The organism is Janthinobacterium sp. FT14W (genome assembly GCF_009208755.1).
GTDB lineage: Bacteria > Pseudomonadota > Gammaproteobacteria > Burkholderiales > Burkholderiaceae_D > Janthinobacterium > Janthinobacterium violaceinigrum.
In genome coordinates, this window is sequence record NZ_WFLL01000001.1 from 329,286 (window position 1) to 343,522 (window position 14,237).

Consider the following 14,237-nt stretch of genomic DNA (forward strand, 5'->3'; position numbering starts at 1 on the left):
CTTTCTATGGATATGCTGCATCGCTGTCGATGCCGATACCTTGCCGCAACCCAATTGGCGGTAGCTAATCGTCATTGGCAAAGCTGGTGTTGTTCATGATTTGTTCGGTAATCTGTTCCAGCAGGGGCCACAGGCGCGCCACGATGTGCCGCGCCCGCTCGGCCTCGTCGGCCGGTTCGCCCGGCGCCAGGGTTTCCAGGTTGTGGCACAGCTCGGCCAGCCCCAGCGCGCCCACCGTGCGCGCCGACGACTTGATGCGGTGTCCCAGTTCGCGCACCTGGTGCACGTCGCCGCGCGCCAGGGCCGCATCGATGTCGCCGAAGCCATCCTGCGTGGTCTGCAGGAACTTGAAGGCGAATTTGCGCACCTTTTCCGGGTTGTAGCCCAGCAGCTTGGCCAGGATGGACAGGTCGATCACCTGCGGGTCGCCGGCCAGGGTGGTCTTGAAGGCGGGCGCGGCGCGGCTGCGGGCGGGCGGCGGCGGCGTCTCGCGCGCCGGCAGCCAGCTGGCGATGGTCTGGTACATCATGGCCGGCTGGATGGGCTTGGAAATGAAATCGTCCATGCCCGCGTCCAGGCAGCGCACGCGGTCTTCGCTGGTGGCCGTGGCCGTCATGGCCAGCACGCGCAGGTGCGCCAGCTGCGGGTCGGCGCGGATGTGGCGCGTCGCCTGCAAGCCATCCATCAGCGGCATCTGCACGTCCATCAGCACGCAGTCGAACTGCGTCTGGCGCAGCAGGTCGAGCGCTTCCTCGCCATTGTTGGCCAGGCAGACGGAGGCGCCCGCTTCTTCCAGCAATTCCAGCGCCACCTGCTGGTTGAACGTGTTGTCTTCCACCAGCAGGATGCGCGCATGCTTGAGCGTGCGCATGACCAGGGCCGCGTCGGCGCTGGCGCGCATGGCGGCCGCCGTCTGCACCATGCTGTCGAGCATGGCCGGCGCCGCCTGGTCGGAAATGCCCAGGTTGGCCGTGAACCAGAAGGTGCTGCCGGCGCCGGGACGGCTGTCGACGCCCACGTCGCCGCCCATCAGCTGCGCCAGCTGCTTGCAGATGGCCAGGCCCAGGCCCGTGCCGCCATACTCGCGCGTGGTGGAAGTGTCGGCTTGCTGGAAGGACTGGAACAGCTTGCTCATCTCGTCCTGCGACAGGCCGATGCCGTGGTCGCACACTTCAAAGCGCACCAGGCAGTGTTTCGCATCGGCCACCACCCTGCGCACTTTCACGGTAATGCTGCCCTGTTCGCTGAACTTGATGGCGTTATTGGCGTAGTTGATCAGTACCTGGCCCAGCCGCAGCGGGTCGCCCACCAGCACGGCCGGCAATTGCGGGTCGATTTCGAACAGCAGTTCCAGGTTCTTGCCGGCGGCGCGCGGCGCCACCACCGTCGTCAGGGTTTGCACCACATGGTCGAAACTGAAGTTGACGCGCTCGATCTCCAGCTTGCCCGCCTCGATTTTCGAGATGTCGAGGATGTCGTCGATGATGCCCAGCAGGTGCTCGCCGGCAAAGCGGATCTTTTCCAGGTAATCGCGCTGGCGCGGTTCCAGTTCCGTCTTGAGGGCCAGGTAGGCCATGCCGATCACGCCATTCATCGGCGTGCGGATTTCATGGCTCATGTTGGCCAGGAATTGTCCCTTTGCCAGGCTGGCTTCTTCGGCCACCTGCTTGGCCTGGTCGAGCTGCTCCGTACGCTGCGCCACCCGCTCTTCCAAGTGTTCGTTGAGCTCGCGCAAGGCGCTCTCGCTGCGCTTGTGATACGTGATGTCCGTCAGGCTGGCCACCACCATGCCCACCTTGCCGTATTCATCGCGGATGGCTTCCGTATTGACGGACAGCCACGACAGGCTGCCGTCGGGCTGCTTCACGCCCATCAGCACGTCGCGCATGGCTTCGCCCGTGGACAGGGTGATGTGCACGGGATGGCTGCGCTGGTCGAAGGCGGAGCCGTCTTCGCGGATGGCTTGCCACAGGCTGTTGCCGGCCGGACTGGCCGCCAGCATGCGTTCGGCGGCGGCGTTGCTTTCCAATATGTGGCCGTGGCTGTCCTGTACCACCAGGCCATTCGTCACGGCGCCGAAGACGGAGGCCATGCGCTGGCTGGAGTTGGACAGCGCGATCGACGCCTGGCGCCGCTCGGTGATATCGGTGATCATCGCCAGGGTGCCGCCCGGCTCGCCGTTGTCCGACTGGATGCTGGTGCTCGACAGCAAGCCCCACAGGCTGGACAAGTCCTTGCGGAAGAAGCGGAAGTCGACCTGGTCCGGCTGGCTGGCGAAGCTGCCGTGACTGGCCAGGCGGCGCTGCATCAGCAGCTGGCTGTCGCGGTCCATGAAGTCGAGCAGGGGGCGGCCCAGCATTTCCTGCACCGTGTAACCGAGCATGTGCGCCATCTTCGGGTTGACGAAGGTGGTCTTGCCATCCGCATCCGTCATCCAGATGCCTTCGGCCGCCGTCTGCACGATCAGGCGGTAGCGTTCCGAACTGGCGTGCAGCGCTTCCTCGGCGCGCTGCCGCTGCGTCATGTCGCGCAGCGAGACGATGGAAAACACCTGGCCTGCCATGCGCAGCGGCGACAGGCTGACCTTGGCGGGGAAATGCGTGCCGTCGCGGCGGCGCGCCATCATCACCCGGCCCGGCAGGCTGTGCCGCGCTTGCGGGTCGCCCACGGATTGGCTGGCCGTGCTTTCCGGCACCAATTGTTCCAGCGACATGCCCGTCAGTTCGGCCAGCGGATAGCCGAAGCAGCGCGCGCCGATCTGATTGGCGTAATGCACCTTGCCCTCGACATCGGCGATCAGCATGGCTTCCGGCGCCGCTTCCAGCATCGAGCGCATGCGCGCTTGCTCGTCCTGCTTGCGTTCGCTGATATCGCAGACGATGCCGCTGGCCTGCGTGGCGGCGCCATTCGAGGCGCGCGCCAGCACGGCGCCGCGCGCCAGCAGCCAGCGCCAGTGGCCGTCGCTGTGGCGCAAGCGGAATTCGCAGTTGAAGGTGCCGGACGCCTGGCCGTCCAGATGCTGGCGAAATGCCAGACTCAGGCGCGCGCGGTCGTCACGGTGCACTTCGGCCAGCCAGTCGCTCAATGTCTGGTCGAGCTTGGCGCTCTTGTCGCCCAGCACGTCCTGGTACTGGGGTGCGAACAGCAGCCGGTCGGACTGGCGCCGCCAGGTCCAGCCAGCCAGCGAGGCGCCCCGCAAGGCTTGCCCCGCATCCTGTTCGGCCAGCGCATGCGCGGGCAGCAGCAGGCGGTGCAACTGTTGCCGCAGGCGCCAGGCTTGCCAGCAAGCCAGTCCCGCCAGGGCGGTGGCGCTGGCGGCAGCATACGGCCACAGCAGTGCTGGCGCCATGCCGTGGACCGCCGCCTGGGCCGGCAGCGACAGCGCCATGCCGGCCGCCAGCATCGTACGAGCGAGCCGGCGCAGCGCAGGGCGCCGTGGGCGTGGTGCGCTGAAACTCGTGTGGCTGCAATACGACAAATGCATCCCTTTCTGGGGCGTGATTGGACTGTGCTGGCAGTGCATGAGACGCGCTCATATAAACGCCTGCGGCGCTTTCTGGCGGCAACTATAGCATCGAATATTTACTCGGAGTAGTTAAGTTCAGAAACGGCCAAAACGGCGTTTTTTTTGCCCCGCCATGGCTGTTTTTTTCGCGGTTTGGTGAGAATCCGTGACAAAGTTTGCGCGAAATCGTGCTACTGAACCACCAGATGGGAAGGCGCCTGATAAAACCGTAGCGAGCGGCAGCGATTTGTGGCTGAGAAGCGCAACCGTGCTGTAGCACGGTGAGCATCACAGGCCGCAAAGCGCGGCGCGCAGCAGGTTTTTCAGGTGTTCTCAGCTAAAGCTGCCGGCGAACTGATAGCGGTGTCCGGGATGCCACATGGTGGCGATCGAGGCGATCCTGCCGCCCGAGCGCGTCTGGCGGCGCAGCACCAGGCAAGCCTGCTTCGTGTCGATGGCCAGCATTTCGGCGATGTCGCGCGGCGCGGACAGCGCTTCGATGCTGTAGGTGGCGCCCTGCAGGGGGGCGGCGGCCATCAGGTATTCGTTCGGCGTGATGCTGGAAAAATCCTGCGTCATGTAGTCGGGCGCGCACTCGGGATTGACCCAGCGGTCTTCCACCTGGATCGGCACGCCGTTTTCGAAATGCACGATCAGCGAATGAAACAGCGGGTGTTCCGGCGGCAAGCCGAATTGCTTGGCCAGCAAATCCGACGCCTTGGTGCGTTCGAGCAATTGCAAGCTGCTGCGGTGGATATGCCCGCGCGCCCGCACTTCATCGGCGATACTCTTGATTTCCAACAAGGTCGCCTGGTATTTTTGCTGTGCCACATAGGTGCCGGAACCCTGGCGCCGCGTCAGCACCTGCTCGCTGGTCAGTTCGCGCACGGCCCGGTTGACGGTCATGCGCGAGACGCCGAATTGCTTGACCAAGGCTTGTTCGGACGGAATCACGTCGCCTTCCTTCCAGCGGCCGGCAGCGATGCCCACCAGCAGAAAATCCTTGATGCGCTGGAAAATGGGCGTATTTTCTTGTGTATTGTGATCGTCCAATGCGGTTTCTCCGGGGCGCGGGCTGGGCGCGCCGCCGGCTGGAGGCGCGATGGCCGATTTTAGCACCGAGCACGCTGCCCGCCGCCAGCCTTTTTTCGAATTCAAAAGCAAGCGCCGGAGTGCGGCGCGCGCGGCGACTGGCTATGCTGGTGACTGACTATTGACTTGCATGGAGTTGGCCATGAAACACTCTTACTCGACCGATGATGAACGCTGGGATGCCCTGCAGCGGCGCGCGCCCGATGCCGACGGCGTCTTTTACTACTCGGTGCGCACGACGGGCGTGTATTGCCGCCCTTCCTGCGCCGCGCGTCCCGCCTTGCGCCGCAACGTGGCTTTCCACGCCAGCTGCGAGCAGGCGGAGGCGGCCGGCTTTCGTCCCTGCCTGCGCTGCAAGCCCAACCTGCCGCCGCTGGCCCAGCGCCAGGCGGCCATCGTGGCCGATATCTGCCGCCTGATCGACGCCAGCGACGAGCTGCCTGACCTGGACAGCCTGGCGCAGGCAGCGGGCCTGAGCCGTTTTCATTTTCACCGCGTCTTCAAGGCGCACACGGGCATCACGCCGAAAGCGTATGCGGCGGCGCGGCGCGGCGAGCGCCTCAAGGCCGGCCTGCAGGGCGCGGCGAACGTCACGGAAACCTTATATGCGGCCGGTTTCAATTCCAGCGGCCGCCTGTATGCGGCCACGCCCGGCTTGCTGGGCATGACGCCGGGCGCGTTTCGCGCCGGCGGCAGCGGCGCCGTGATCCGCTTCGCCATCGGCGCCTGCTCGCTGGGCGCCATCCTCGTGGCCAGCACGGACAAGGGCATCTGCGCGATTCTGATCGACGACGATCCGGACGTGCTGCTGCGCGACTTGCAGGACCGCTTTCCCCGCGCCGAGCTGCGCGGTGCCGAGCCCGCGTACGAACGGACGGTGGCGCAGGTGGTGGGCCTGGTCGAGGCGCCGGGCCTGGGCCTGGACTTGCCGCTCGACGTGCGCGGCACCGTGTTCCAGCAGCGCGTGTGGCAAGCCCTGCGCGAGATTCCTGCCGGCAGCACGGTCAGCTATGCCGAGCTGGCCAGGCGCATCGGCGCCCCGAAAGGCGCGCGGGCCGTGGCGGGCGCCTGTGCGGCCAATGCGCTGGCCGTCGCCATTCCCTGCCACCGCGTGGTGCGCAACGATGGCGCGCTGTCCGGCTACCGCTGGGGCGTGGAACGCAAGCAGGCCCTGCTCGAGCGCGAGGGCGAGCGGTGAGGGCGCTGGACTGGCGCCGGATCGAGGATGATCTGAATCAATACGGTTGCGCCGTCGTGCCGGGCTTGCTGGACGCGGACGCCTGTGCCGCGCTGGCGGCCCGGTATGACGATGGCCCGCATTTCCGCAGCAGGGTGGTGATGCAGCGCCATGGTTTTGGCCAGGGCGAGTACCAGTATTTCGCCTATCCCTTGCCTGGCATCGTGGCCGCCCTGCGCGAACAGCTGTACGGCCCGCTGGCGGCCATCGCCAACCGCTGGCAGGCGGCCATGGGACTGGACGTGCGTTTTCCGTCCAGCCACGTCGATTTCCTCGCGCGCTGCCATGCGGCAGGGCAAACCCGGCCCACGCCCTTGCTGCTGCGCTACCGCGAGGGCGATTACAACTGCCTGCACCAGGACCTGTATGGCGAGCACGTGTTTCCGCTGCAACTGGCCGTACTGCTGTCGCGCCCGCAGGATGACTTCACGGGCGGCGAGTTCGTGCTGACGGAGCAGCGCCCGCGCATGCAGTCGCGCGTGGAAGTCGTGCCGCTGGCGCAGGGCGACGCCGTGCTCTTTCCCGTGGCGCAGCGTCCCGTCAATGGCACGCGCGGCAGTTACCGCGTGAACATGCGCCACGGCGTGTCGCGCTTGCGCACAGGCTTGCGCCACACGCTGGGCATCATTTTCCACGATGCGAGCTGAGCGTGTGACGCTTGAGTTTCCAGGATTACATGGCATGATGGCTACTCCCAGTCACTTTCCACTCCTGCCATGTCCGCGTTCCTCCGCCTGCTCTGCCTGTTGACGATCTTGCTGCTGCCCGCGGCCCATGCGGACGACGGCGCCGCCTCGCTCGTCGCGGAGGCCGCCTCCGCCATGGCACCGGCGCAGGCTGCGGCGGCCAGGACGGCACCGCTGATGTTTGCCAACCGCAAGGTCTTCGTCTTCCGCGCCGCGCTGGCCGGCTATCCGCCCGAAGAACGGGCTGCGGGGGCGCAGCGCCGCCTGGAAGGCGTACTGGCCAGGAATGGGCCCTTGCAGGCGAGCACGCGCATGATTCCCGAAGGCACGCAGGTGCTGCTCGATGGCGTGCAGCTGTTCGTCGTCGTGCCCGGCGACGTCAACTTGCTGGCCGGCGACACGACGGAAAGCGTGGCGAAAACGGCGGCCGGGGAATTGAGCAAGGCCGTGCTCGATTACAAGGAGCAAGGCAGCTGGCGCTATCTGGCCATTGCGGCCGCCGTGTGCGCGGCCGCCACCCTCGTCTTCTGGCTGGTGTGGATGGGCCTGACGCGCTTTTACCGCTGGGCCAAGCGCCGCAGCGGCATCCTGCTGGCGTCGCGCCTGCGCGACGTGCGCCTGAAAAACGTGCGCGTGCTCGATGCCGAGCACTACATCGCCTTTGCGTATCAACTGCTCAGCGCCGTGCTGTGGGGCCTGCGCCTGATGGCCACCTACCTGTGGGCTGCCTTCGTGCTGGGCCGCTTGCCGTACACGCGCTCGTGGGGTGAAAGCCTGAGCGGCTACCTGTTCGACGTGGCAGCCGACGTCTTCCACGCCATCATCGGCGCCTTGCCGGGGCTGGTGCTGGTGTGCGTGATCTTCGCCATCGCGCGCCTGATCGCCGCCACGGCCGCTTCGCTGTTCAAGCGCGTGGAAAGCGGCGAATTGCAGATCGGCTGGCTCGACAAGGACACGGCCCTGCCCACGCGCCGCATCGCCAGCGTGGTGATCTGGCTGTTCGCGCTGGCCATGGCGTATCCATATCTGCCCGGTTCGCACACGGCTGCCTTCCAGGGCCTGTCCGTGCTGGTGGGCCTGATGGTGTCGATCGGCGCGTCGAGCATCGTGGGGCAGGGCGCCAGCGGCCTGATCCTCATGTACACGCGCGCCCTGCGCAAGGGCGAATATGTGCGCGTGGGCGATTGCGAAGGCACGGTGGCCGACGTGGGCATGTTCGAGACGCGCCTGCGCACGGGCCTGGGCGAGGAGGTGGCCTTGCCGAACGCGTGGGTGATGTCGCAGACGACGAAAAACTATTCGCGCGCCCAGCCCGGCGGCGGCTTCGTGCTCGACGCCACCGTCACCATCGGCTACGCCACGCCGTGGCGGCAAGTGCACGCCATGCTGGAACTGGCCGCGTCGCGCACGACGGAACTGTCCACCACGCCAAAACCGTACGTGATGCAACTGGCGCTGCAAGATTACTACGTGCAATACCGCCTGGTGGCCTACGCCAGCGCCGAAGTCCCCCGCCAGCGCGCCGAAGTGCTGAACCGCTTGCACCAGAACATCATCGACGTCTTCAACGAATTCGACGTGCAGATCACCTCGCCGCACTACATCGATGACCCGAAAGAGTCGCACGTGGTGCCGCCGGAAGAATGGTTCAGGGCGCCGGCGAAGCGGGAGGAGGACTCGAGTCAAGTGGCGCCTCCCAAGTCTTGAGTGCTGTGACCGGTTTCTTGAGGAGGCCTGCCCTGTCGTGACTCTTCTTCGGGGGCACGGGCATTTTTCCGCTTGTCAGTGGAACGACGTGAAATCCCCCGGAAGGCGCCGTGAGCAGGAAAAAATCTGCCGAGTAGCGTGATGTGGGATCGGATAGGTCCGCGCCGTGATGCGAGTACTGACCGGGCGCAAGGCCTGCGCGCTTGCGTTAAGATGCCGGGCGTTTCCATGAACAGAAAGAGAACATGTCCAGCCCCTCCCGCACCGCAGCTTCCCGCACCGCCCGCAGCCTGGCCGCCGCCCTGGCCGGCGACCCGTTCTACCGCACCGTCACGGTGGCGTGCGGCGACGACGCGGCGGCGCGGCTGGCCATGCTGGAAGCCTATTTCACGCTGGCGCTGGCCGAGGGCGAGCAGGCGGGGCGGGGCGCATCGACCTGGCTGACGACGCGGGCAATGGCGCCGCCATCTGGACCACGGATGCGCCGGCGGCCCTGCGCCAGGCCGCCTACGCGCAGCGCGAAGCCGCCTTGCGCGACTTGCTGGGGGAGCGCGGCTTCGCGCATTTCACGGCCATCGTCGCGAACATGGAGCACGCGCTGGCGCCGCACGGTTTGCAGGATGCCTGGTATCTGTCGATCGCCGGCATCGCTCCCGCCGCGCAAGGGCAGGGGCTGGGCGCGTCCGTGCTGGCGCCGGGCCTGGCGGCCGTCGATGCGGCCGGCGCCGCGTGCTTCCTGGAGACCTACAACGAGCGCAGCCTGCCGTTCTATGCCCGCCTGGGCTTCGTGGTGGCAGGGCGTCATGCGGAAGCCGTCACGGGCTGCGATTACTGGCTGATGGTACGACCGCCCCGCGCTGCCTGATTGACCATTTTGCCAATTTCTATACACTCGTCTTTTCACTCATTTACTTAAAAGACCTGGAGATGGAAATGCCGACCCTGCGCCGCACCCTGCTCACGCTCGCCTGCCTGGGCGCCTTCGCCCTGCCCCACGCCCGTGCCGATATCGTCATCGAGAATGCCAACGGCTACACGCTCGACGCCAAAGGCAAGGTGGTGCGCTTCACGGCGCTGGCGTTTGACGACGGGGGCAAGCTGCTCGCCGTCGGCAGCGCCGCGCAGGTGAAACGCAAGGCGGCCAAGGGCGCCCTGCACGTCGACGTGCAGGGAAAAACCGTGCTGCCTGGCCTGATCGACGCGCATGGCCACGTGTTCGGCCTGGGCACGATCGCCAGCGGTGTGATGCTGTACGGTTCTGCGTCGCTGCCGGCCGCCGTGCAGGCCGTGGGCGACTTCGCACGCGCGCATCCGCAGCGCAGCTGGGTGATCGGCAATGGCTGGAACCAGGAAATCTGGAAACTGGGACGCTTTCCCACGGCAGCAGAACTCGATGCGGCGGAAGGCGCGCGGCCCGTGTGGCTGCGCCGGGTCGACGGCCACGCGGGCTGGGCCAACAGCCGCGCGCTGGCGCTGGCCGGCATCACGCGCGCCACACCCGACCCGGCCGGCGGCAAGATAGTCCGCGACGCGGACGGCAACGCCACCGGCGTGCTGGTCGACAGCGCCATGGACTTGATGGATGCCGTGCTGCCCAAGCCGGGCGACGTGGAAAACCGCGCCGCCCTCGATGGCGCGCTGGCGCAGCTGGCGCAGGTGGGCCTGACCAGCGTGCACGATGCGGGCATCGGCCAGATGCAGGACAGCCTGTTCCGCGACTATGCGGACCACGGCAAGCTGACGGTGCGCGTGTACGGCATGATTTTTGACACGACGGAAGACTTCGACGCGCTGTCGAATAACGGTCCCGTGAACAGCTATGCGCGCGACATGTACGCCTTGCGCGCCGTCAAACTGCTGTCCGACGGCGCCCTGGGCAGCCGCGGCGCGGCCCTGCTGGCGCCGTACAGCGACGATCCGACTACACGCGGCCTGCTGTTCTACCCGGACGCCGCCATGCGCGCGAAGATGGAAAAGGCCATGCGCGCCGGCTACCAGGTCAACGTGCACGCCATCGGCGACGCGGGCAACCATCAGATCCTCGACGGCTATGCAGCCTTGACCGCGCAATACCGCAGCGTGGGCCTGCGCCACCGCATGGAGCACGCGCAGGTGGTGCAGTTATCCGATATCCCCCGCTTCAAGACCCTGGGCATCGTGCCGTCGATGCAGCCCACGCACGCCACTTCCGACCAGAACATGGCGGAGCAGCGCGTGGGCCATGAGCGCATCAAGGGCGCGTATGCGTGGCGCACCTTCCTCCAGCAGGGTTCGCGCATCGCCTGCGGTTCCGACTTCCCCATCGAGTCGCCGAACCCGTTCGAGGGCATCCACGCGGCCGTCACGCGGCAGAACAGCGAAGGCTTCCCGGCTGGCGGCTGGTATCCGCAGCAGGCCATGACGGTCACCGAGGCGCTGCGCTGCTTCACCCTGGACGCGGCCTGGGCGGCGCACCAGGAAAAGGTCATCGGCACCCTGGAAGCGGGCAAGTGGGCCGATTTCATCGTCGTCGACCAGGACCTGTTTAGTGTGGAACCAAAGGCCATCGGCAATACGCAGGTGCTGCAGACGTGGGTGGCGGGCAAGCAGGTGTTCGAGAAAAAATAGGCAGTTTACGTTTGCAGAAACCTGTTGACTTGGTTGTATAGACAACCTATGCTGGGTGTACAAGAGCGGGCCAGGTATTAGGCTAGATACGCCCGCTCGCACCCTACGAGGAGACAGCATGAACAGCACAATGGACAACGATCCACGCTTTGATGCCAGCCGTGTCATCCGCGCCCCGCGCGGCACGGCCATGGCTTGCAAGAGTTGGCAGGCCGAGGCGGCCTACCGCATGTTGCAAAACAACCTGGACCCGGAAGTGGCGGAAAATCCGCAGCACCTGGTCGTCTACGGCGGCATCGGCCGCGCCGCCCGCAACTGGGCCTGCTTCGACCAGATTCTCGCCTCCTTGCGCGAACTGGAAGACGACCAGACCTTGCTGATCCAGTCCGGCAAGCCGGTGGGCGTGTTCCGGACCCACGCGGACGCGCCGCGCGTATTGATCGCCAATTCCAACCTGGTGCCGAAATGGGCGAACTGGGAACACTTCAACGAACTCGATCGGCAAGGCCTGTTCATGTACGGCCAGATGACGGCCGGCAGCTGGATCTATATCGGCACGCAGGGCATCGTGCAGGGCACGTATGAAACCTTCGCCGAAGCGGGCCGCCAGCATTTCGGCGGCGACTGGGGCGGACGCTGGATCTTGACGGCGGGCCTGGGCGGCATGGGCGGCGCGCAGCCGCTGGCAGCCACCATGGCGGGCGCCGTCTCGCTCAACATCGAATGCCAGCAAAGCAGCATCGACTTCCGCCTGCGCACGCGCTACCTGGACAAGCAGGCAGCCAGCCTGGATGAAGCCCTGGAACTGGTCAAATACCACACGCAGCGCAAGGAAGCGATCTCCATCGGCTTGCTGGGCAACGCGGCCGAAGTGCTGCCGGAACTGGTGCGCCGCGCCAAGGCGGGCGGCCTGGTGCCGGACCTGGTGACGGACCAGACTTCCGCGCACGACCTGGTCAACGGCTATCTGCCGCGCGGCTGGAGCGTGTCGGACTGGAAGGCGGCGCAGCAGGACCCGCAGCGCCACGCGCGCCTGACGGTGGCGGCTGCCGATTCCTGCGCCGCCCATGTGCAGGCCATGCTCGATTTCCACGCCATGGGCGTGCATACCGTCGATTACGGCAACAACATCCGCCAGGTGGCGTTCGACCAGGGCGTGCAGAACGCCTTCGACTTCCCCGGCTTCGTGCCCGCCTACATCCGCCCGCAGTTCTGCGAAGGACGGGGGCCGTTCCGCTGGGTGGCCTTGTCGGGCGATCCGGAAGACATCTATAAAACGGATGCGAAGATCAAGGAGCTGTTCCCGCACCACAAGCAGGTACACCACTGGCTGGACATGGCGCGCGAGCGCATCGCCTTCCAGGGCCTGCCGGCGCGCATCTGCTGGCTGGGACTGGGCGAGCGCCACATCGCGGGCCTGGCCTTCAACGAGATGGTGCGCACGGGAGAGCTGAAGGCGCCCATCGTCATCGGCCGCGACCACCTGGACACGGGTTCCGTGGCCAGCCCGAACCGCGAAACGGAAAGCATGAAGGACGGCACGGACGCCGTGTCCGACTGGCCTTTGCTCAACGCCATGCTCAATACGGCCGGCGGCGCCACCTGGGTCTCGCTGCACCATGGCGGCGGCGTGGGAATGGGGTATTCTCAGCATGCGGGCATGGTCATCGTGGCCGACGGCAGCGAAGCGGCGGCAAAACGCCTGGCGCGCGTGCTGGTCAACGACAGCGGTTCCGGCGTGATGCGCCATGCCGATGCCGGCTATGAAACGGCGGCCGCCTGCGCCAAGCGCAACGGCCTGATTCTTCCCATGCTTCCCTGAGACCTTGATCCGAATGACTATGACACAGCATGCCAAAAGTTGGACCCTGAAGCCGGGCGCGATGACCCTGGCCGACCTGCGCGCCGTCTGGGCCGCGCCGGCAAAATTGATCCTCGCTGCCGAGGCCTATCCCGTCATCGAGGCGTCGGCCGCCGCCGTGCAGGCCATCGTCGCCAAGGGCGATGCGGCCTACGGCATCAACACGGGCTTCGGCCTGCTCGCCAAGACGCGCATCCCCGATGAAAAACTCGAGCAATTGCAGCGCAACCTGATCCTGTCGCACTCCGTCGGCACGGGCGAGCTGCTGTCGGACGCCGTCGTGCGCCTGATCATGCTGATGAAGATCGGCAGCCTGGCGCGCGGCTTTTCCGGCGTGCGCCCGCTGATCGTCGACACCCTGATCGCGCTGTACAACGCGGGCATCATGCCGGCCATTCCCGCCAAGGGTTCCGTGGGCGCCTCGGGCGACCTGGCGCCGTTGTCGCACATGACGCTGGCCATGCTGGGCGTGGGCGACGTGCGCGTCAACGGCGAATTGATGCCGGCCCCCGAAGCGCTGGCGCAGGCGGGCATCGCGCCCGTGGTGCTGGCGGCCAAAGAGGGCCTGGCGCTGATCAACGGCACGCAGGTATCGAACGCGCTGGCGCTGCATGGCCTGTTCATGGCCGAGCGCCTGCTGGAAGCGGCCATGGTCACGGGCGCGCTGTCGCTCGATGCGGCCAAGGGCAGCGACTCGCCGTTCGACGCACGCGTGCACGCCGTGCGGGGACAGCCGGGGCAGATCCTGGCCGCGCAGATGTACCGCCAGCTGGTGGCGCACAGCGCCATCCGCGCCTCGCACCTGGAAGGCGACGAGCGCGTGCAGGACCCGTACAGCCTGCGCTGCCAGCCGCAGGTCATGGGCGCCTGCCTCGATTTGATCGGCAATGTGGGCCGCACCCTGCTGATCGAAGCCAATGCCGTCACGGACAATCCGCTGATCTTCCAGGATGGCCCCAACGGGCAGGCGGAAATCGTCTCGGGCGGCAATTTCCACGCCGAGCCGGTGGCCTTTGCCGCCGACACCCTGGCGCTGGCGATTTCCGAAATCGGCGCGCTGGCCGAGCGCCGCATCGCGCTGCTGATCGACGCCACGCTTTCCGGCCTGCCGCCGTTCCTCGTGCGCGATCCGGGCGTCAATTCCGGCTTCATGATCGCCCACGTGACGGCCGCCGCGCTGGCGTCGGAAAACAAGTCGCTCGCGCATCCGGCCAGCGTCGACAGCCTGCCCACGTCCGCCAACCAGGAAGACCACGTGAGCATGGCCACGTTCGCCGGGCGCCGCCTGGACGACATGGCGCACAACACGGCCGTCATCGTCGGCATCGAGCTGCTGGCCGCTGCGCAGGGCATCGATTTCCACCGTCCGCTGAAAACCTCGCCGCACCTGGAACACGTGCATCACCAGCTGCGCCAGAAGGTGCCGTTCTTCGATGCCGATCGCTTCTTCGCGCCCGATATCGAAGCGGCCAAGCAGATGGTGCTGCACGGCGAGTTGAGCAGCACGTGCAAGAATTTGTTCGCCCCGCTGTACGCCTGAGC

At 66.5% G+C, this 14,237-nt stretch carries 9 protein-coding genes; 7 read left to right on the forward strand and 2 right to left on the reverse strand.

The features are described 5' to 3' along the window. Positions 1-64: 64 nt before the first annotated feature. A complete protein-coding gene (locus GCN74_RS01470; protein WP_152255001.1) occupies positions 65-3,388 on the reverse strand; it encodes a PAS domain-containing hybrid sensor histidine kinase/response regulator in 3,324 nt (1,107 codons plus the stop codon). A gap of 450 nt (positions 3,389-3,838) precedes the next feature. Beyond that, positions 3,839-4,558, reverse strand: coding sequence for a histidine utilization repressor (gene hutC, locus GCN74_RS01475; protein WP_152255002.1), 720 nt, complete (start codon positions 4,556-4,558; stop codon positions 3,839-3,841). A gap of 181 nt (positions 4,559-4,739) precedes the next feature. Here hutC and ada point away from each other — a divergent pair, with 181 nt between their 5' ends. The 7 genes from ada (at position 4,740) to hutH (ending at position 14,235) form a co-directional block, all read left to right on the forward strand. Next, complete coding sequence (ada, locus tag GCN74_RS01480; protein WP_152255003.1) at positions 4,740-5,795, forward strand: bifunctional DNA-binding transcriptional regulator/O6-methylguanine-DNA methyltransferase Ada; 1,056 nt, start codon at positions 4,740-4,742, stop codon at positions 5,793-5,795. Next, on the forward strand, positions 5,792-6,481 hold the full coding sequence (locus tag GCN74_RS01485; protein WP_152255004.1) for a 2OG-Fe(II) oxygenase: 690 nt from the start codon (positions 5,792-5,794) through the stop codon (positions 6,479-6,481). Before ada ends, GCN74_RS01485 begins: the two co-directional genes overlap by 4 nt. Before the next feature lie 69 nt (positions 6,482-6,550). Then, positions 6,551-8,227, forward strand: a complete 1,677-nt coding sequence (locus tag GCN74_RS01490; RefSeq protein WP_152255005.1) for a mechanosensitive ion channel family protein — start codon at positions 6,551-6,553, stop codon at positions 8,225-8,227. Positions 8,228-8,567: 340 nt separating this feature from the next. Continuing rightward, positions 8,568-9,092 (forward strand): GNAT family N-acetyltransferase, encoded by a 525-nt coding sequence (locus GCN74_RS01495; protein WP_152255006.1) that lies wholly within the window; start codon positions 8,568-8,570, stop codon positions 9,090-9,092. Between the two features lie 68 nt (positions 9,093-9,160). Beyond that, positions 9,161-10,834 carry an amidohydrolase gene (locus tag GCN74_RS01500; protein WP_152255007.1) on the forward strand — a complete coding sequence of 558 codons (1,674 nt, stop codon included), beginning with the start codon at positions 9,161-9,163 and terminating at the stop codon, positions 10,832-10,834. Between the two features lie 118 nt (positions 10,835-10,952). Next, entirely contained in the window at positions 10,953-12,656 is a 1,704-nt protein-coding gene (hutU, locus tag GCN74_RS01505) for a urocanate hydratase (RefSeq protein ID WP_152255008.1), read from the forward strand. A gap of 19 nt (positions 12,657-12,675) precedes the next feature. Further along, positions 12,676-14,235: a histidine ammonia-lyase gene (gene hutH / locus GCN74_RS01510; RefSeq protein WP_152255009.1), complete on the forward strand. Its 1,560-nt coding sequence runs from the start codon at positions 12,676-12,678 to the stop codon at positions 14,233-14,235. The last annotated feature ends 2 nt before the right edge of the window (positions 14,236-14,237 follow it).